The 21,198-nt window shown below is 37.4% G+C and carries 16 protein-coding genes; 9 read left to right on the forward strand and 7 right to left on the reverse strand.

Going from position 1 to position 21,198, the window contains the following annotated elements; translation table 11 throughout:
• Window positions 1-7 precede the first annotated feature (7 nt).
• From fabG to gmk, 5 genes are all read left to right on the forward strand, one after another.
• A complete protein-coding gene (fabG, locus tag ACFINS_RS03480) occupies window positions 8-745 on the forward strand; it encodes a 3-oxoacyl-[acyl-carrier-protein] reductase (RefSeq protein ID WP_375676182.1) in 738 nt (245 codons plus the stop codon).
• Window positions 746-1,005: 260 nt separating this feature from the next.
• Window positions 1,006-1,242, forward strand: coding sequence for an acyl carrier protein (locus ACFINS_RS03485; protein WP_004860281.1), 237 nt, complete (start codon window positions 1,006-1,008; stop codon window positions 1,240-1,242).
• Between the two features lie 101 nt (window positions 1,243-1,343).
• Window positions 1,344-2,606 carry a beta-ketoacyl-ACP synthase II gene (fabF, locus tag ACFINS_RS03490; protein ID WP_375611235.1) on the forward strand — a complete coding sequence of 421 codons (1,263 nt, stop codon included), beginning with the start codon at window positions 1,344-1,346 and terminating at the stop codon, window positions 2,604-2,606.
• Between the two features lie 96 nt (window positions 2,607-2,702).
• A complete protein-coding gene (mltG, locus tag ACFINS_RS03495; protein WP_375611236.1) occupies window positions 2,703-3,812 on the forward strand; it encodes an endolytic transglycosylase MltG in 1,110 nt (369 codons plus the stop codon).
• Between the two features lie 298 nt (window positions 3,813-4,110).
• The gene (gene gmk / locus ACFINS_RS03500) at window positions 4,111-4,788 is read left to right on the forward strand and encodes a guanylate kinase (protein WP_375705900.1); all 678 of its coding nucleotides are present in this window, start codon (window positions 4,111-4,113) and stop codon (window positions 4,786-4,788) included.
• A 29-nt stretch (window positions 4,789-4,817) separates the two neighbouring features.
• On the opposite strand, the gene rsmA is transcribed toward gmk, so the two are convergent.
• From rsmA to lptF, 6 genes are all read right to left on the reverse strand, one after another.
• Window positions 4,818-5,648 (reverse strand): 16S rRNA (adenine(1518)-N(6)/adenine(1519)-N(6))-dimethyltransferase RsmA, encoded by an 831-nt coding sequence (gene rsmA / locus ACFINS_RS03505; protein ID WP_375611238.1) that lies wholly within the window; start codon window positions 5,646-5,648, stop codon window positions 4,818-4,820.
• Complete coding sequence (gene pdxA, locus ACFINS_RS03510; RefSeq protein WP_375668198.1) at window positions 5,639-6,652, reverse strand: 4-hydroxythreonine-4-phosphate dehydrogenase PdxA; 1,014 nt, start codon at window positions 6,650-6,652, stop codon at window positions 5,639-5,641. Before pdxA ends, rsmA begins: the two co-directional genes overlap by 10 nt.
• On the reverse strand, window positions 6,652-7,608 hold the full coding sequence (locus ACFINS_RS03515; protein ID WP_375620739.1) for a SurA N-terminal domain-containing protein: 957 nt from the start codon (window positions 7,606-7,608) through the stop codon (window positions 6,652-6,654). Before ACFINS_RS03515 ends, pdxA begins: the two co-directional genes overlap by 1 nt.
• 109 nt (window positions 7,609-7,717) lie before the next feature.
• Window positions 7,718-10,078: an LPS-assembly protein LptD gene (locus tag ACFINS_RS03520; RefSeq protein ID WP_375649554.1), complete on the reverse strand. Its 2,361-nt coding sequence runs from the start codon at window positions 10,076-10,078 to the stop codon at window positions 7,718-7,720.
• On the reverse strand, window positions 10,079-11,170 hold the full coding sequence (gene lptG / locus ACFINS_RS03525) for an LPS export ABC transporter permease LptG (protein ID WP_375705901.1): 1,092 nt from the start codon (window positions 11,168-11,170) through the stop codon (window positions 10,079-10,081).
• On the reverse strand, window positions 11,167-12,357 hold the full coding sequence (lptF, locus tag ACFINS_RS03530; RefSeq protein WP_375705902.1) for an LPS export ABC transporter permease LptF: 1,191 nt from the start codon (window positions 12,355-12,357) through the stop codon (window positions 11,167-11,169). Before lptF ends, lptG begins: the two co-directional genes overlap by 4 nt.
• A gap of 397 nt (window positions 12,358-12,754) precedes the next feature.
• Between lptF and ACFINS_RS03535 the strand changes: the two genes are divergently transcribed.
• Genes ACFINS_RS03535 through ACFINS_RS03545 form a run of 3 tightly spaced genes read left to right on the forward strand, consistent with a single transcriptional unit; the run spans window position 12,755 to window position 13,633 of the window.
• Window positions 12,755-13,201 carry a DNA polymerase III subunit chi gene (locus ACFINS_RS03535; protein ID WP_375705903.1) on the forward strand — a complete coding sequence of 149 codons (447 nt, stop codon included), beginning with the start codon at window positions 12,755-12,757 and terminating at the stop codon, window positions 13,199-13,201.
• Complete coding sequence (locus ACFINS_RS03540) at window positions 13,201-13,380, forward strand: hypothetical protein (RefSeq protein WP_375611245.1); 180 nt, start codon at window positions 13,201-13,203, stop codon at window positions 13,378-13,380. Before ACFINS_RS03535 ends, ACFINS_RS03540 begins: the two co-directional genes overlap by 1 nt.
• Window positions 13,367-13,633, forward strand: a complete 267-nt coding sequence (locus ACFINS_RS03545; protein WP_375611246.1) for a hypothetical protein — start codon at window positions 13,367-13,369, stop codon at window positions 13,631-13,633. Before ACFINS_RS03540 ends, ACFINS_RS03545 begins: the two co-directional genes overlap by 14 nt.
• Here ACFINS_RS03545 and ACFINS_RS03550 read toward each other — a convergent pair.
• Window positions 13,630-14,919, reverse strand: a complete 1,290-nt coding sequence (locus tag ACFINS_RS03550) for an MFS transporter (protein ID WP_375611247.1) — start codon at window positions 14,917-14,919, stop codon at window positions 13,630-13,632. The two genes, ACFINS_RS03545 and ACFINS_RS03550, sit on opposite strands and share 4 nt — an antisense overlap.
• A 572-nt stretch (window positions 14,920-15,491) precedes the next feature.
• Here ACFINS_RS03550 and bafA point away from each other — a divergent pair.
• On the forward strand, window positions 15,492-20,996 hold the full coding sequence (bafA, locus tag ACFINS_RS03555) for a BafA family autotransporter (protein WP_375705904.1): 5,505 nt from the start codon (window positions 15,492-15,494) through the stop codon (window positions 20,994-20,996).
• Window positions 20,997-21,198: the final 202 nt, after the last annotated feature.

A 21,198-nucleotide genomic window follows, 5' to 3' on the forward strand; every position in this document is an offset into this window, starting at 1 on the left:
TTTAAAAATGTTTAAATTAACAGGGCGTAAAGCTCTTATAACGGGGGCATCAGGAGGAATTGGTGAGGCAATTGCACGCTGCTTTCATGCACAAGGAGCCATTGTTGGACTTCATGGAACACGTGAAGAAAAGCTTAGAGAAGTGGCAGCAGAATTAGGGCAGAATGTTTTTGTATTTCCCGCTAATCTTTCTGAACGCCAATCGATTAGACAATTGGTTGAAGTTTCAGAAAGAGAAATGGATGGCGTCGATATTTTGGTTAACAATGCTGGAATCACTAAGGATGGTCTTTTTGTGCGTATGCAAGATAAAGATTGGGATGATGTTTTAGAAGTTAACCTAACAGCTGCTTCTCTTTTGACGCGTGAATTAATACATTCTATGATGCGCCGCCGTTATGGAAGGATTATTAACATTACATCTGTTGTTGGTGTTGTGGGAAATCCTGGACAAACGAATTATTGTGCTGCAAAAGCAGGATTGATAGGTTTTTCTAAAGCATTGGCACAAGAAATTGCTTCGCGAAATATCACGGTCAATTGTATTGCTCCAGGATTTATTAAATCTGCAATGACAGACAAGCTTAATGAAAAGCAAAAAGAAGCCATTATGGCTGCGATTCCAATGAAGCGTATGGGAAGTGGGCAAGAAATAGCCGCTGCTGCTGTTTATTTAGCAAGCGATGAAGCAGCCTATACGACAGGTCAAACACTCCATATCAATGGTGGAATGGCAATGATTTGAGTATTTATTTTATTCCACATTGATTTATGAGTTGTATTATTTTAGATAGTAACGATTGAAATGGATAGATGCATCTATTTCTTTAATATGGTCGTTGATCAATTGATGTCGGAATGTCAGATTGGTTCATTTTGTAGGGGATATCCACAGGATGTTTTAAATCATTACTAAAATCTTTTAAAGTAATGCATCTATTGCTTGATTAGATGAACCGATATAGTTAACCAAATTATAGGAAATATAAATTCGAGGATTTCAACATGAGTGACACAGTAGAGCGCGTTAAGAAAATTATCGTGGAACATCTTGGGGTTAATGCTGATAAAGTTGTAGAAAATGCAAGCTTTATCGATGATCTAGGGGCTGATAGCCTTGATACGGTTGAACTCGTTATGGCTTTTGAAGAAGAGTTTGGGGTAGAAATTCCAGATGAAGCTGCTGAAACGATTTTTACAGTTGGCGATGCAGTCAAGTTCATTGATAAAGCTTCTGCGTGATTACTAAAGGGCAAAGGCATAAATTGCTTTTGCCTATATTCTTCGGAGCTCTTTTGAAAAGAGAGCTTTGAGAGGTGAAGTTTAGTTCAAGGTTAGAAGTTATGAGACGTGTTGTTGTTACTGGTTTAGGGTTGGTATCTCCATTAGCTGGTAATACTGAATATAGTTGGAAACGACTTCTTGAAGGAAGAAGTGGTGTCCGACGTATCACTGAGTTTGATGTGTCAGATTTGCCATGCCAGATTGCTGCGCGTATCCCCTTAGGGGATGGAACAGAGGGGACTTATAATGCTGATTTGTATATGGAACCTAAAGAGCAACGTAAAGTTGATGCATTTATTGTTTATGCAATGGCAGCTGCTAACCAAGCGCTTGCAGATGCCGAATGGTTTCCTAAGAGTGATGAAGATCAGATTTGTACAGGCGTGTTAATTGGTTCGGGAATTGGGGGAGTTGAGGGTATTGTTGAAGCTGGTTATACGCTTCGTGATAAGGGCCCACGTCGTGTTTCTCCTTTTTTTATTCCAGGTCGTTTGATTAATCTTGCTTCTGGTTATGTGTCTATTCAATATGGTTTACGGGGGCCTAATCATTCTGTTGTAACGGCTTGTTCAACAGGGGCGCATGCAATTGGTGATGCGGCACGTTTGATTATGTTTGGTGATGCAGATGTCATGGTGGCAGGGGGGACTGAATCTCCGATAAATCGGATATCTCTTGCAGGTTTTGCAGCTTGTAGAGCTCTTTCTACTTGTCGCAATGATGATCCTGAACGGGCGTCACGTCCTTATGATATTGATCGTGATGGTTTTGTGATGGGGGAAGGAGCAGCTGTTGTTGTTTTAGAAGAGCTGGAACATGCCAAAAAACGAGGAGCGCGTATTTATGCTGAGGTTATTGGCTATGGTTTATCTGGTGACGCTTACCACATTACAGCGCCTTCAGAAAGTGGTGAAGGGGCTCAGCGTAGTATGATAGCTGCTCTTAAGCGTGCACAAGTGAATGTAAGTGAACTTGATTATATTAATGCTCATGGTACATCTACGATGGCTGATTCCATAGAGCTAGCGGCTGTTGAGCGTGTTTTAGGGAGTTATGCACCACAAGTTTCTATGTCATCAACGAAATCATCTATCGGGCATTTACTTGGTGCAGCCGGTGCTGCTGAGGCTATTTTTTCTATTTTAGCTATACGGGATAATATAGCCCCAGCGACACTTAATCTTGACAATCCATCGATTGAAACGAAAATCGATCTTGTACCACACAAACCGCGTGAACGAAAGATTGATACGATTCTTTCTAATTCTTTTGGATTTGGTGGGACAAATGCATCGTTGGTGATGCGACGTTTTAGGGGATAATAAGTATTTTTATTTAATTTTTGCTTTTGAGTTTTCTACTTTATTATAAGGTGAATAAGAAATTATAATATTATCCTTAATCGCTATTGAGGGGTTATGTCCGATGTGAAAAATGGAAAATCATTAAAGGACGTAAGTGATTCCTCTTCGAATCATTTAGCAGATAGTTATGACATGTTAATACATAAAAAACGAAAGAAATCATCTATCGTCCGTAATCCGTTGGTCATTCTCGGTCATTTTTTTCTTATGCTGATTGTGATTATTCTTTTTGCCATAAGTATTCCTCTTTATATTGGAAAAAGTATTTTTGAAGAAAAGGGAAAAATTGAGGAAGAACAAATTGTTCTTATCCATCCTGGTACCGGAATTCGTGAAATTGCTTCATTGCTAGAAAAACGTGGTTTCATTCGATCATCAGATATTTTTGTTTATGGGGTTGGTTATCACCAAAAAACAACGCATCTGAAGGCTGGTGAATATTTAATTCCAGCTCATGCTTCGATGCAGGATATTATGGATATTCTTGTGAAAGGAAAATCTATAGAGTATACATTTACAGTACCTGAAGGTTTAACGGTTCAGCAAGTTTTCGATCGATTAGCTGCGAATGAAATTTTGATTGGAGACCTTCCAAAAATTTTGCCTCCAGAAGGTTATTTAATGACGGATACTGTTCGTTTTATTCGGGGAACAACGCGTAAAGAGATTGTAAACAGGTTGCGTGAAGGACAGACAAAATTAATTCATGCTATATGGGCTACGCGTTCACCTGATTTACCCATTAAATCAATTGATGAATTTGTTATATTAGCCTCAATTGTTGAGAAAGAAACGGGAATTGCAGCAGAAAGACCAATGGTTGCTGCGGTATTTTATAACCGCCTTACAAAGCATATGCGTCTTCAATCGGATCCAACAGTAATTTATGGTCTCTTCGGAGGAAAAGGAAAACCATCCGGTCGTGCAATTTATCGTTCAGATCTTGAGAAGGAAACACCATATAATACTTATAAAATTAATGGTTTGCCCCCAACGGCTATTGCAAATCCAGGTCGAGATTCTTTAAAAGCGGTGGCACATCCACCAAGCAGTGATGCACTTTATTTTGTTGCTGATGGTTCAGGAGGGCATGTTTTTTCTCGAACTTTAGAGGAACATAATATGAATGTTCGCAAGTGGCGAGAATTAAAGGCAAAACATTGAATTTATAGTGATAACACATCTTTTTGCATCGTAAATGAGAATCCCAAATATAGTAAAATTTTTCTATTTAAATTTTTTATGAGAATGATAAAAAATCATTTTCTTGTCTGTCACAAGTGGGTTGGCGTATGGATAAAAATATTTAAGAAAAAAGTGAATATACTGCTAATACCTTATCTCAAAAAAGAGCAAAATAACATTGAGAATTGCTAAGAAAACACATTGATTAGGGGAGAGGTTGAGATAATGTATAATTCAAATTTTGGAGAAACATTTATGAACAAAGTAGAGTGATGTAATGACAGTCTTTGAAAGTAAATTGAGTGCTATAAAAATAAATCAACGCCGCGGTTTTTTATTTATTCTTTCTTCGCCTTCAGGTGCTGGTAAATCAACAATTTCTCGATTACTTCTAAAAGAGGGACAATTAGAGCTTTCCGTAAGTATGACCACAAGGAAAAGGCGTCCTAGTGAAGTAGATGGGCTGCATTATTACTTTATTTCAAAGGAAGAGTTTGAATATAAGCGTGATAGGGATGAATTTATTGAGTGGGCAGAAGTTCACGGAAATTATTATGGCACTTTACGTGAAACTGTTGAAAGCGCATTGAATGCTGGCCAAGATATGTTATTTGATATTGATTATCAAGGTACCGAGCAGCTGCAAAAAAAGATGCTAGGAGACACTGTATCTGTTTTTATTCTTCCACCATCAATGAAAGAGCTTGTTTCGCGTTTACATCGTCGAGCAGAAGATAGTCAAGATACTGTCAATTTGCGATTGGAAAATGCACGAACGGAGTTAAAGCATTGGCTTTCTTATGATTATGTTGTGATTAACGAAGATTTAGATCAGTCTTTATCTTTTATTAAATCAATTTATTTAGCTGAAACCGTAAAACGTGAGCGTTGTTCTTATCTTGGCTCTTTTGTTGATGGGCTTGTTGCTGAAAAAATCGATAAATGTTGTGATTAAAAAAGGTTTTATAACACAAAGTGCATTTTTTAGAGCACTAGATGCGCTAAAGTTACAAATTCAGAAATCGAGAGCGTTTCAGCACGGCGCGTTCCATCAATTCCAGCTTTTTCTAATAGCTCTTCACCTCCAAGTATTTTGAGATTTTGACGAAGCATTTTTCGTCTTTGCCCAAAGGCGGTTTTTGTGACGAGGCTTAGTTTTTGTGCAGAGCAGGAAAGAGGTTGTATTCGCGGAATAATATGAACAACGGAAGACGTTACTTTAGGTATTGGTATGAAGGCTTGAGGGGGGACATCAAAAGCAATTTTAGCAGTGGTACGCCAGCCAGTTAAGACACTAAGACGTCCATAATGAGTAGATTGAGGTTTAGCTGTAATCCGTTTGGCAACTTCACGTTGAAACATCAATGTCATTGATTCATAAAAAGGAGGCCATGGTTCAGTCAAAAGCCAATTTAATAAGAGTTGTGTCCCAATATTATAGGGAAGATTTGCAATAATGCGCGGTTTTACAGGGCTTGTTTCAAAGAGTTTTGAGAAATCTTGCTTCAGTGCATCATTACAAATAACTTTTAATTTTTTAGGATAGTGTTTTTCTATTTCTAAGAGAGCCGGTATGCAGCGCTCATCGCGTTCTATTGCTGTTACAATGGCACCCTTTGCTAGCAAGGCACGTGTGAGACCTCCAGGACCAGGACCAATTTCAAGAACAGGTTTTCCTTCTATATTGCCTGCTTGATGAGCAATTTTAGATGTTAAATTAAGATCAAAAAGAAAATTCTGCCCCAAAGATTTATGCGCTTGTAATCCATATATATCAATGACCTCACGCAGAGGAGGGAGATTATCTATTGGCATGGGTTTAAACTATTTTTTGCAAGTTGATTTGCAAGTTTAAGAGCAGCAATAAAGCTTTCGGGAGAGGCTATCCCTTTATCAGCAATGTCAAAAGCAGTTCCGTGATCTGGAGACGTGCGAATAAAAGGTAGACCTAACGTGACATTAACAGTGCTATCAAAGTCTAATGTCTTAACAGGGATAAGGGCTTGATCATGATACATACAAATGGCAACGTCATATGCTTTTCTTGCGCATTCATGGAACATTGTGTCGGCAGGCAGCGGGCCTGCAATATTGAGTCCTTTCTTTTTAAGATATTCAATAGCAGGAGTGATAATTTCAATATCTTCTTTTCCCATTGCACCTCCTTCTCCAGCATGAGGATTAAGACCAGCAACAGCTAGTCGGGGTGATGTTATTTTAAACCTTGTTTTTAAGTCATATTCAGTAATAAGTACCGTTTGAATAATTAAATCACGGGTAAGCTGTGAAGGAACATTTTTAAATGGAATATGAACAGTTATTGGTACTGTTTTTAATCGAGGTCCTGCTAACATCATAACTGGATGATAACATTTATGAAAAGCTTTATGGGCTAAATCGGCTAAAAATTCTGTATGACCTGGAAATTGAAAACCGGCATCATAAAGACTCTTTTTTGCAATAGGACAAGTGATAAGTGCACATGCATGGCCATTTTGAATCAATTGAACACAGCGTTTAATTGCTTCAATAATTCCAGCTGTATTTTTCGATGAAGGTATACCTAATTGATCACTTTGTTTGTTTTTTAACGGTATGATAGGAAGAGCGCTTTGAAAATTTTTTGCAGGATTATTGATTAAAACAGATTGCACCTCAACATCAATCTGTAAAAAACGAGCGCGCGAACGAATAACATCTGGATCAGCAAGAAGTACAAAAGGTGGAATTTGGCGCGTAACACGCAAATTCCACGCTTTTAGTACTATTTCAGGACCAATTCCGGCAGGATCACCACCGCTAACAATAAGAGCAGCCATTATGAATTTTGAATGCGTGCCACTCGGCGCAGTTCTCCTAAATATTTGTCGCTTAATTCTTCAAGTTTTTGCGGGCTTCTTTTTTTACTATCTTGAAGAGAAAATATCAGTCGAGCGACATAATCATCAGAAACTCTTTTTATTTTGCAGACAGCAATTGCTTCGATTCCATCAGATGTTTCTTGTAATTTTGTCATTTTTCCAGCAGGCGTTTCAAGAATAGCTTGTTCCCATGCATTAGGAAGTTGTGGCTCCAGAAACTTTCCTAAGTGGCGGATAGTAACGTCTAAAATACCTCTTGCTTGATTGTGAGCATTGGCACATCCACGGAAATGTGCGCGAAAATTACTTGCTTCTCTTTGACGTCTTTCAAAGATCTCTGAACGACGATGTGCAGGAATGACAAAAACAATTCGCTGTAATGTATATTCGTTGGTTGAAGGTTTTACACCACCATTTTTTAATATTCTGCGTACAGCTTCTTGTTCGCTAATCATACCTGTTTCAGCTTGATAGCGTGCGCTAACAAGACGCCCCCATCCTATTTGTCCACGGATGTAATCTTTAAAGTGTTGCACTGTGATCTCAGTTTGGATCAGAATCTGGTTGAGCTGATCAATCGTCATATTATTTTGTGTCGCAAAATTCTCAAAAGCTCTATCAACTTCATCATTGCTTACTTCAATATTACGACGTTTTATTTCAATATTTTTTAGCTTTTCATCAATAAGCTCTTTTTTAGCCTGTGCCACCAAATTGCCTTGCTTTTGTTGTAGCCTGAGAAAAGCAAGGCGTCTTTGTATATCATAATTTGTGATGGGGTTGCCATTAACTGTAACAACAATAGAAGTCTGCGCAAAGACTGTCGGAATCAAAAATCCATTTATTAGCAGGCTACTTACGCTCAAAGATGCAATATAAAATAAAGCAAGAAAACGCTTTTTCAATTTATTCATGTAAATAGGCTTTCGCATTGTTTATTAATTCTCATCAACAACTTAAAATACACGCTTTCTTTCATAAAAACAATGATAAGTTAAATGACTGATACATTCCCTTTATAAATTAATCTATCTTTTTTCCGATATCTGCAATCGTACGCAATGAAAGAGAGAAATTAAAGTTTTGCAAGGGTGCTTTCCTGCCTGGATTCGTTACCTGTTGATAACCGAATGTTAACCCGAAACATTCATCCATATAACTCAAGCTAATTCCTCGCTTTATAAATGTACCAGATACTAAATCATAACCGGCGTTGCTATTAATGGACCAATAATCTGCCAATTTAAGTCCTGTTTGAAAAGAAATTTCTTGGCGCTCTTGAGAATATTCATAATCTGGTTGCTTTGCGATATAGGCATATTGTAGAGCCGCCCAAAAATTTTGCCATTTTTGTGATGCTTCGATTTCACTACGGCGGATTTTTCCTGTTTTTTTATCAAAGCGTCCACGCGTTTCTAAGGAAAAACCACTTTTATGGGTTGTACCAAACATTGCAACATAGTCTGAACGTTTTGCCTCTAAGCTAGAATGAGTACCGACATTGATAAAGTCCTTTTCTGCAAAAGAATTCTTTCCTGCTAGATGAAAGGATTGTCCAATGAGACCATAAAGAGACCAATTATCATTAAGGCTTCCAGAATATCTTATACCTATATTGGCTCTTGTACCACCTTCTACACGATCATAACCAGAAAATTTGTCTCGTTGAAAGAGAGTGGTTGCATCAAAGACAAAGCTTTGAGCATCTTCATTAGGAATTTGTCCAATATATTGTTCATTATTGCGTATAAAAATTTGTGCAGTTGGTTCTATAATATGTGTAGAATGATCAGCTGTAATGAGGAAGGGATAGCGTAGTTCCAACCCTGCTGTTGCCATGCCACGAATTGCTGAACCATGAATTGCGGATAAGGTATTGTTTTCTATAAAATCTGTGTGATTTTCGCTTGCATTGGTTGTAATGATATCAGCTCGTAGAGAGAGAAGAGGGGTTAAGATGAGTCCGTTGTGCGTGTTGAAGCGCTTTTTCCACTGAAGCTCGTTTGTTAAACGCAAACTATTTCCAGCCATACCAGAAAGTTTTACTGTGTTGAGAGGGGTTCCGTTCTGGTCGGGTGAACTGAAGTCAGCATGGCGACGATAAACTGATTGCATATTACTATGGAAGGTAAGCTCTCCATTATAAATGGGTTCATCTGGTGTGAAAAAATAATCGATGCGTGGTAAGACCCACGCTTGCCGAGAGTGACGTTCATAATGAGGATCATTCAATATTGAATCTTGAACTTTAAAATGATAAAAACGCATATCAAAATAATTTTTTCCTGCAAGACCATTCAGATAGATCTGAGAAAGTTGTGTAGGATTGTTATAGTTTTCAAGTTTATAGGCACGACTAAAATGCCGATCTGATTGTGCAAGAATATCCCATCCATAAGTCCAGTGTGAATTAATACGAAAATCCCCCTTTGTCGCCAGCATATAACGGTTTTTATGTTGGGCATCAATCGTATCATTATCAAATCTATGCGGTTTCATTTGATATATATGAGCAAAGCGAATGTTATAACGTCCCGTTTTTAAACGCTGACGCCATTCCCCTTCGGTTAAAAGCCCTTGTTGGGTATAAACCGTAGAAGAAAGGGTAAAATCATAATGGGGGGCGAGATTCCAGAAATAAGAATTCTTTATCCCCATACCGAGATAATCAGTATAAAAAAAATGAGGAGTAAGCAGACCGCTAGCACGCCTGACCGTTGGATCATAGATCTCAAAATTTGGAAATTTTATAATCGGTACACCAAAAACTTCAAAACTGCTATTTTCAAACCGAATTTTTTTGACGCTATTATTCCATATGATCTTTCTTGCTTTAATTTTCCATAGGACGTCTCTATCTGGTTTATAAGAGCAAGGTTCACAGGCTGTATAGGTTGCATTTTCAAAGACTGTTATGTGATTGTGTTTGCGTGTAGCATTTTGGGCTGAAAAGTGAACATTGTTGGCTGTATCAATACGTAGGGCGTTTACAAAACCCTCGCCAAGATCTTTGGTCATATCAATTTGGTTGGAATAAATTTTATTACCATCCTTTTGAGTAATTTCAACGTTCCCTTGTGCTATAAGCCGTCCTGTTTTTTGATTGTAAATAATTTTTTGAGCGACAACTTTATTGCCATCATATTCGATTTGGACATTACCGTGTGCAGAAACAGTGTTTTCATCACGATTGTAGATGAGTTCATCCGCAGAGAGCAAAAGAGGAGGTTCCAGATTTTGAATGCGACTTTGAGAAGGAGATTGAAGGCTTTGAGCGTGCGCACAATAAGACAAAGCACTTCCTAAAATAACCCCCACAACACTTTTAAAAGCGAGAGCACTTAATTTTGTTAAAATAGTTTTTTTAAGTGTTAATGCTTTCACTTAGCCATCCTCTTTATGAAGTAAAAAAGAGATTCCTAAGAATAACGCAATAACAACGGGTGTCCAAGCTGCAATAATTGGTGGAATATATCCAGCATTACCGAAAGCTTGAACAAGTACGGAAATAACATAAAGCATAAACCCAGCTATTACGCCACCAAGAATCAACATTCTAGATTGCCCAAAACGTGTAAAATTTAAAGATACAGTTGCTGCAATGAGGGTCATTGCCACAAGCAATGCCGGTAATGCAATCAAAGATTGAAAATACATATCAAAATTATTAGCAGAATAGCCAAATGAACGTGCAATCATAATTTTTTTTGGCAATTGGTAAAATGAAATAGTTGCGGGATTCACTAAACGTTCCGTTAAAAATTCAGGTTTTAGATTGGTTTTTATTTGCAACACGGTAAATTTTTCAGGAGGATGCCCTATTTTATAGATTGTTCCATTTGTTAATAGCCAAAATCCATTAGTCAAGGTTGCTTTTGGGGCGTTAATCCAATTTTTGACGGTTGCGTTGTCATTGTATTGTACAAAGGTGGCATCGAGAAGAGAAAGTCCTTGATCGGTGATAGATTTGGCACCAATGGTTGTTCTGCCTAAATTTGTACGTTGTGTTAACCAGTGGATACTTGTATTGTGAAGAGGTGTTAGTACATTGTGATTGCGCCATTCAGTCATCTTTTTTTCTGCTTGAGAAAATCCCCATGCAGCAAGTGGATTAATGAGAAGAATTGAAAATAATCCCAAAAGAAAAGCTCCAAAACAAGCTGGCATAAGAAATTGCCATGCAGAAACACCGATTGAACGAGTCACTACAAGTTCAAGTTTTTTGTTGAGCGAGATAAGCGTTGCCATTGCAGAAAAGAGTGCAATGAAAGGGATAAGTTGTTGCATGATAAAAGGGATGCGTAAAGCAGAGAGGAAAAATGCATCTTTTGCTGTATAATGCGGAAGGGAAGATAGCCTACCAGAATTCTCTGTGAAATCGATTAAAAGAGCAAGAACAAAAATGCTTCCCCAGAAATAACAAGTTATTTTAAGATACCGTATAAAAAAATATCGTCCAAGTGTCCACCCAATCATGATATTTTATCCGAGGAATCTTGAGATTTTTGCTGTTCAAATTTGTTCATTATTTTTTGAAAAGCGATTTGAAGTATCTCATTAACTTTTGTGGGAAGCCCAATTTTATGATTCGTTAAAAGCATAAAAAAGACAAATGCACTTGTTCCTATGGGTATAATATAAAGGAGAGGAACGTATGCAAGATCGCTTTTTGCTTTTTCTGCGAAAAAATATCCTATCCAATACACCAGAAAAGAGAGGGCAATTGCCGAGAGATTTGCGGAATGACGAGCTTGTCGATGGGAGCGTACATCCCCTGCTGCTGCTAATGCAATAAGTGAAAAAACAATAGGGTAGAGCCATTGTGTTAATCTGCGGTGAAATTCAGCTTTATATTGGAGTGGTTTTCGTTGATAGTAGGGATCTTTTGGGTCAGGGTTTTGTAAATAAGAAAGAGACCGATCTTTTGGATAAAGAGTAGGTGTTTTATCACTGGGGATAAACTCTCCTAGGCTAAAAGTATATGAGCTAAATTGCACGATTGAAACACTGTTATTTTGATGATTGACTCTTTCTATTTCACCGTTATTGAGAACCAGAAAACTGCCGTTTTTATTGCTCACAATGGATGCGTCTGTTGCATAATAAAAAAGATCAGTCTTAGGATCACGCTGGTCGGCAATGAAAAGGCGTTCAAGTGTTCCATTTGGATTTCGTTCGCCAATTTCTATGTAAAGGTTATTGGTGAGTTTTTGGAAGCTCCCTTCACTAATGAATAGATTAATAAGATCAAAATGAGCGCTTGCTAGCATTTGTCGCATATGAAGACGCGCTTGAGGAACAACAAAATTAGCTATAGAAAAGGAGGTACAGGATGCAACAATAGCAAGAAGAAGGATAGGTTTCCAAACAGTACTTTTAGGAAAACCAGAGGCATTGATGACAGCAAGTTCTGATTCTTGATGCATTGCTGAGAGGATGGTTGTAATTGCGATCACTAATGCAAACGGAATGACAACAAAAATAACAGAAGGAACCAATGAGAGTGAAAATTGTAAGACTGTGAGGAGTGTTTGTTTACTTGTTGTGAGAAAGTTTATCCGTGCAAGAATTTGTATAGTCCAACTAACGCCCACTGCTGCAATCATGACAGAACTAAACAAAACAATGACACGTTTCAGGATGTAGAACTCAATAATACGCATAAATTGGGGAAAATCCTCAGTTTTTAATTCGATAGCAAATATTCTTACTGCTTTCGGTTAAAATGTAATAAAGTTTGAAAAAATACCCTTTCATGAATTGGATATTTTTACCAAATAAATAATATAAAATTGCCTATGAGGTCCTCTTTAAATTTTCCGTACATTATATTTTATTTTCAACTATAGTCTACAAAGAATCTAGAAAATAACTTAAAAAACTTTTTTATTAACGTTGAAGATAAAAATTTTTGTCTTTTAAAGACACGTGCAAAAAGATAATGCATCTCAATCAAAAAAGAGGGTTTATATCTTGAACCGTTTCCTTTGTATTAGGGATATAGAAGTTTTTTTTAAAAAGATGTTAGCTTTTTATAAAGAATGATGAAGGCTTAAGAGATTGGATATTTTATTCTATCATTTGACGCAGTCAACGCTGAAGGATATTTTGCCGACGCTTGTGGAGCGTGCATTGGCTCGTTTTGGTAAAGTAACAGTACAGTGTGTGAGTAAAGAACAACGCGATTCTATAGATATACATTTATGGGTTTATACTGATGAATCATTTATTGGACATGGAACGGAGTGTGATCAATATCCAAACTTTCAGCCTGTATTTCTTACGACAGGACAAGAAAATCCGAATGATTCAAAGATTCGTTTTCTCATAGAGGGAGCTGTTTGTTCGGATATTGATGCTTATCAACGGCTTGTCGTGATATTTGATGGTAGAAGTGAAGAGCAGTTGAATCTCGTTCGTGCACAGTGGAAAAAATATAAAATGGAAAATCATAATTTAACGTATTGGCAACAGACTGAAGATTGTCGCTGGGAAAAACAGGTTTAATGCGTCTTGTATCTATTGTTCTGATTTTTATAGGATTACTGGGAATAGTAAATCCTGCACTTTTTATTACGGAAGGCTCAGGGGGAGGGCGTTGGGTTTTTATTGTGATTTTTCTTTTAGGCATGTTAAATATATGGACTATAATTAAAAAAACGAAACGCCATAATGATAATTATTGATCGAATTTTGCTTGTTTTATGGGCTGTGATGTTGGCCTTCTTTTGCGTTTCATGGTTGGGGACAACGCATATCTTATCAGAAATGTTTGCTGTTTCTTATATAAGCAATATTGCAGATTTTTTATTTTTCTTTTTGAGTGCCTTGTTTGCAGGAATATTGTGGTGGAAAATACCTCAACCCCTATCTTTAAAAACGAAACTGGCAGCATTTTTGCCGCCAGTCCTTATTTTATTCTTCGTTATTATATTTTAGTTGGATATTTCATCATCTGTAAATCCGACGAAGCAAATCAGTGAAATAAAAGAAGCAAGAAGCAAATAATAACCGATATAAGATGTATCGAAATGTTGCACCAGATATTCTGCAATATAAGGCGCGAGAGATGCTCCTACAATAGCAGATAAATTGAAAGTAATAGAAGAACCGGTATATCGAATTGCTGTTGGGTATGGTGAAGCCAAAACAGCACCAAGAGGACTGTATATCATTCCCATGAGAGATAAGCCAATGACAGACATTGCAAGGACTCCTATAACTCCAGAATTTAAGAAATAAGGAATTGCGAAAGAATAAATACCGGTGATGATTGTAATCCAAATCATCAAAGTTCTACGTCTAATACGGTCAGCGAGTCTTCCCGTGATGACAGTAAAAATCCCACAAAAAATAGCACCGACAATTTCGATTTGAAGAGCTTGATGAAATGGCAATTGCAAATGGTTTGTTGAATAGCTTAACAAATATGTAGTAACCAAGTAAAACAAAACAAAAGTTGCCATACCAGAAAATATTCCAAGAAATAGGATTCGTGGACATTTTAAAAAGACATCTATGATAGGAACTTTGACATGTTTTTTACTTTCAAGAGTTTTTTTGAATTGAACAGTTTCATTGATTGAAAGACGGACCCATAATCCTATAATCATAAAAACAACTGAAGCAATAAAAGGAATACGCCATCCCCAAGCTAAAAGTTCTTCACGATCAAGGAAATGCAGCAGACCCAAATAAACAGCAATAGATAAAAACAAACCTATTGAAACGCCTAATTGGGGAAACATTGCATACCAGCCGCGCTTTTCTGGAGGGGCATTTTCTGTAGCGAGCAAAACAGCTCCTCCCCATTCTCCTCCTAATCCAATTCCCTGTCCAATACGGCACAAGGTTAAGAGGAAAGGGGCAAACCACCCAGCTATTTCATAAGTAGGAAGAAAACCAATAATGACTGTTGAAAGACCCATTGTGAGAAGAGAAGCGATAAGTGTTGCTTTTCTTCCAATCTTATCTCCAAAATGTCCAAAAACAACTGATCCAAAAGGGCGGGCAAAAAAGGCTGCTCCAAATATTAGGAAAGATTGTAAAATAGCAATTTGATCATTTTGTGTTGGAAAAAACACATGAGGAAATATAAGAGCTGCGGCAGTGCCAAAGACATAAAAATCAAAGAATTCAATTGTTGGGCCAATAAGGCTTGCAAATAAAATCCGACGAGGGGAGTTTCTGTTGCTTGTAGCTTTCATTTCTGAGTTTATAGACATGAATAGAATGTCCCTTTTAGTATATGACAAATCAAATGACGAGTTAACTGACTATAACTATAGAAATTTCAAATCGGTGTCGAGTCAATATTATGACACTTCGTTATATATTAGAACAATGATTATGGACTGATGAGTATGAATAAGTGGTCTATATATTATCCATATTGAATAAAATAAAGACACTGTTTTAAATGCTGTAGAAGATGGCAATAGGTGGCCATAAACGCAGCTCTCATTCACATTGCTGTTTCCTTTAAAGTTTAATGCCATTTTTATCTATTAAGGAATCAATCTTATTCGTAGATCAGTGTTTAGTGTCTCAAAATATTAAAAATATTTTTCATGGATGCAATTATAACACTTTTAAAGTGTATCTAAAACAAATTAAATCTTTTAGTTGTGCATGCATTTTAAAACACATGGTGTATATTTGATCTGTCAGAGCTTAATCCATCGAATGCTTTGCTATCTTAAAAGACATGAGGTTGAGCAATTACGTTGTGTTGTTTTGATCTATGCACTTTTTTCTAAATGGGAGAATTTAAATTTAAAATTATGGAGTGTAAATAATGCAACGCAAATTGAAATTAAGTTTTTGTGCGGTAATGGCCAGTGGTTTTTTTGTCAAGATTGCGAGTGCATATGGAGTAGCTACACCAAGAGAAAAGTTATTAACACCAGTAAGTATCAGTGAACACCTAGAAGAGACAAGAAAGTTGTTATCGGAAGTGAGGGGACTAAAAGAAAAAAAGGGGGGATCAAAAAAGATAGAGAATAAACAGACAGTAGAAGGAAGTGATCTTTCAGAAGAGGAAAGGAAGAGATTAGAAAAGCTATTCTTTGAAGTACTCCCAAATTCAATAATAAGCGATGGTGCTACGATCTATATTACTAACCGTGACTCTGAAGGTTCTGAAATAAATAGCTTTAACTATAAAGATGCAGCTTATTCCATTAATAATACGGTTAGAGAAGGGGGAAAACTCTACATTGATGCAGCAAGTGTTAGCAGGGATACGACAATTGAGCATGGTGGGATTGAGTTTGTCCAAAACTTGAGCAGTTCGGAATATGCCGCTGTTAAAAAAGGGGGAAAACAAATTGTTGAGAGTGGTGCAAATGCAGAAGGGGCTCAAATCCATGGCGGTGAGCAGATTATTTTTGGTAAGGGGTTTCTTGGGGATGGTTTGTCGCGTGAAGATAAGGCAAGTAGTGCTTATGGCACTGAAATTCATGCTGCAGATGGAATGCTAGGAATACAAAGTGTCTATAGTGGGGGGATGGCTGTTGACACAAAGATTATGAAAGGTGGTGTCCAGAATCTTGATGGTAAAGAGAATTTTCATAACGGTTTCTCAGAAGATGCTGATACAGCCGATATAAAAGATGAAGATTTTACAATTAATGAGGGGGCTTTTGCACTGAGTACCGAACTTTTTAAAAATGGTATGCAGAATATCTTTGCAGGAGGGAATGCGAGCGAAGTTACTTTATACGATAGAGCTACTCAGAAGATATATGATTCTGGATACGTGGATAATCTAACAATTAATCATCAAGCACAATCATGGGTTTTTGCCGGTGCGATATTAGATAAGGATACAAATGTTAATGATTTTGGCAACCTCTATCTCTATGCTGGAAATGGTGAAGCTGTTACGGAAGTAGAAAATCTTAATTTAAATGGAGAAGATAGCAAACTATACATTATTGCGTCTGAAGATAACGGCAAAAAAACTGAGATTAATGTTAAGAATTTAAAAGGAAATGGGAGAGTTATTTTTACGTCTTTAGGGACTAATAAGCATTATTCACAGCTTAATATCGATGATCTTTCAGGTTCTTTACATTTCGATTTTAATGTCAATTTTGCCAAGCAGCTTAGTGATTATCTTGTGATTAAAAAAAGGGGCTCTGGTTCTCACACAATAAGTGTGGCTGATTCTGGGCGTGAAATTACAAATTCTTCTTACAAAAAGCTTAAATTAATTACTGATCGCAGCGGAAATGCCCATTTTACTCTGACAAACACTTTTGGTGAAAAAATCGGAACTGTTGATGCCGGAACCTATCGGTACAGTTTGAAACATAGAAACAATAAGGGTACTGGTAAAATTTGGTACTTAGATGCAAACCACACCATTGATGAGACAACTTCTCAAGTTTTTGATAGTGTATTGAAACCATATACTGGTTCATCAAGTGATTTACTTACAGAACTCACAATTGATCAAGGAACAACTATTTCTATTGCAGATCCTAGCTTTGACACGAGTAGCAAGGAAGTTGATAGCAATGGAGAAACTTCAATTAGTAATACAGTTAAAGATGGTGGAAAGCTTTCCGTTTATAGCGGTGGTTTTAGCTTGTATACGACAATTCAAAGAGGTGGCACTGAGCTTATTAAAACACAGGGTCTTTCACAGGATACTATTGTTCATAAAGGTGGGCAACAAAAGGTTAAAGAGGGGGGAAAAGCTGAAGGGGCTAAAATTTACGGAGGTGAGCAATTTGTTTCAGGAAAGTCTGATATTAAAGGTGCGACGGTGAGGAGCAGCGCCTATGACACTATCGTTTCTGGTGAGAATGGAGTGCGAGGATATCAGAATGTGTATGGTGATGGAGAGGTTTTTAACACACAGATCATGGAAGGAGGGATACAAAATCTTTATGGAGAAGAGGATCTAGACGAGTATAGCAGTTTTGCCTTTGATACGAAGGTCTTTTCTGGTGGACAGCAACATGTTTTAGCGGGAGGAATCGCGATTGGCGTTCTTTTAGAAGGGACTGCTTTTCAGGCAATAGATTTAGGAGGTTATGTAAAAGATTTAACCGTTAAGGATCAAGCACAATCATGGTTACATGGTGGCGCAACATTGGAAGGAAAGACAACGGTTAATGATTCTGGACGGATTTATCTTTATGCTGGTGCAGAGCAATCTCGTACTGAAGTAGAAAAAATTGTCTTAAATGGCAGAGATACAAAATTGTACGCGATTGCCTCTAATATAGATGGTGAAAGTTCTTTGATTGAGAATCTGAGTGGGAATGGTCGTGTTATTTTTACTTCTACCATGTTTAATCCACATTACTCTAAACTTGAGATCAATGATCTTTCAGGGAGTTTACATTTTAGGTTGCATACTAATTTTGCAGAACAGCGCGGTGATTATCTTCTGATAAAACAAGGATCAGGTAATCACACCATAAGTGTTATCGATTCTGGTGTTGAAATTACCAATTCTCCTCTACAAGATCAGAATTTAGTTTTGGAGCTTGATTTAATTCATGTTCAAAGCGGAAATGCGCATTTTACTCTGACAGATTTTTCTGGTGAAGAGACGAGTACGATTGATGGTGGAGCTTACATGTATGGCTTAAAGACAAAAGATGATAATGGGGGAAAGACTTGGTCTTTGGCTACATCACAAATAACTTCTGCTCCTGTAATTCCTTCACCTCATGTGGAGTCGCCTATAGATAAGCTTCCTGAAAAAGAAGAAAATATGACATCGTCAAAAGATTTTAGTATCTCTGATGTAATTCATTACAGCATTGGGGAAGGAGGAGGAATTCTACAAAGCTCTTGGCTCGGTGATAATAACGTAGTTTATGTCTCTGATGATGGAGAGCAAGGTGTTCTTAAGAAGTCTATTAATAATACAATTCAGGGATCAGGAAGACTTTATGTTGAAGCTGGTGGTTTCAGTAAAAATACAACCATTGAAAATGGTGGTGTTGAGATTGTAGGGGAACAAGGGATTTCAGAATTTACGATTATTTACGAGGATGGAAAACAAAGAGTGGAGGGAGGAGGAACCGCATTGAGAGCTGAAATTTATGGTGGGGAGCAGCTTGTTTTCGGAGATGGTTATGTAAATGGTGGAATTGTGGGGAGCAGCGCTTATAACACGATACTGTATGGTCAAGGTGATACGCCAGGACAGCAGAATGTATATGATGATGGGATGGCTGTGGGAACAAAAGTGATGAGTGGAGGAATACAAACTCTTGCTAAATGGTTTCCTAATGATGATAACTTTGCAGAAAAAGCCGGCGGTTTAGCTGTAAATGCTGAAATCTTTTCAGAGGGTGTGCAGCGTGTTTTAGCAGGAGGTGAAGCAAATACAGTCATTTTACGCACTGGTGGTGTTCAAGAAGTCTATGCAGGTGGAATTGTAAAGAATCTAACGATTGAAGGTAATGCTAATTCATGGATTTCTCCTGGTGCAATATTAGGAGGAGAAATAAAAGTTCAGGATTTTGGTGGGCTCCATCTTGATGCTGGAGATAATGGTCAACAAACTATAGTAGAAAACATTGAATTAAACGGAGAAGACGCTCAATTATACTCCGTTGCTCGTGGGTTTGACGATAAAAGTACACGCATTCAGCAGTTAAGCGGTGTAGGAAAAGTCATTTTTACTTCTTCTGAAGATGATTTATATTACTCTCAGCTTTATATTGATAATCTAGCAGGGAGTCTACATTTTGACCTTAATGTTAGCCTTGCAGAAGGAAAAGGTGATTACCTCTTTATTGAGAATGGGAGTGGTTTTCATACAATAAGTGTCGTAGATTCTGGTATTGAAATTGTTGATCCTTCTTCAGCAGGACTTGATTTAATTTTTGATCAAAGTGGAGGAGCACATTTTACCCTGAGAAGCTTTTCTGGTGCAAATGTTAAAACTATTGATGGCGGAACCTATACGTATGGTTTAAAACAGAGAATTGATGAGGGTGGGGGCGAAAAAGTTTGGTATTTATCTGCAGTATTTATTGATAATGTTTCATTTCTCAACAGTTTACCACGTAGTAGAAGCAGATCTGTGCGGCATTTAAATCAAAATCAATCGGTTTCTTCTCTTTCAACGATTGCAGCACCACAAGCGCATGTTATAAAATTGCCACGTCGAAGAGAGAACTGCCAAAACTTAAGGCAAAAATCTCAGGCTTCTGTATCTCCAACTGTTTTCTCTCTTGGAAGTCACGTTATTGAAGTTTTAGGTTCAGGAAGTTCTCATCCTCTTTCTGATGAAAAACAACAAACTGCTGTTTCAACCTCTTCTCAATCTTTAGCCGATCAAATGATTTTACGTCCAGTTCATAAAGAACAACCTTTGCCACAATTTAGTGAGAAACTTTCAGTTTCTCACTTTTTGACCACTCCCTCTACAGATGCGGTATTGTCTATGTCTGTGGCTCCAGTGATGGTTTTTCACAATGAAATGCAAACCGTACGTGCGGGAAGAGGAGTTCTAGATAAAAGTAAAAAGAATGCAGCTTTATGGACTTATGCGATTAAATCTAAAGAGAGCATTGCGACAGAGCATATAGATTTTAAACTGGATCAGACCGGTATCGTTTTGGGGATCAATGGTTTAGGCGAGTGGGAAAATGGAGAGTTTTATATAGGTGGTTTTGGCAGTTATGATCGTGCCCGTGTTGCGCATGCACGGGGGGGTAACAGTGGAATCAATACTTATGGTATTGGCGCTTATGTCACTTATTTTGATCATAGTGGATGGTATCTCGATGGTATTTTAAAATACAATCATTATCAAAATACTCTAAAAGCCGTATCAACGAATGGTTTAGAGATTGAAGGAACATATACTCAAAGGGCATTGGGAACTTCCTTTGAAGCTGGTTATCGACTTAAGACGTCAAAGAACAGTTGGTTGCAGCCTTATGGACAATTTACATGGTTGCGTATTGAGGGTAAAGAAATCAAATTATCGAATGGCATGACAGGTGACATGCGTCCATTTACTTCATTACGCAGTGAGGTTGGCTTATCTTTAGGATATGAATTTGGTTTTCACATGGATTCCTCATCGCTTGCGTATATTACAGCAGCATGGTTGCGTGAGAATAAAGATGACAATCAAACGTTAATTAATCAACGTCATCCATTTACCACGGACTTATCGGGCAATGCAGGTAAGTTAGGATTAGGTTTAAGCAGTTTTGTGAGTGAGAAGTTAAAGTTATATGGTGAGGCCCATTATGTTAAAGGACATAAAACAAAACAGTCCTTTCAGGGTATTTTAGGTGTACGCTATAGTTTCTAACGATATGGTTATTTTTTAGTTATCTTTAAATGTATGATTAGTTTTTTTAAGTTTTTAATGCAGCATCAGAGAACAATTTTTCAGAGCACGCAGCTTCGTTGTTCATGATAAACTGTATACCCTTATATACTTGATTATGCATTACTTTTTTTTGATAAGAAAATTCTGAGGAAATGCTAAAGAAGCACTATAAAAACGCCCT

The sequence above is a fragment of the Bartonella sp. AA2SXKL genome (assembly GCF_042197205.1).
Classification (GTDB): Bacteria; Pseudomonadota; Alphaproteobacteria; order Rhizobiales; family Rhizobiaceae; genus Bartonella.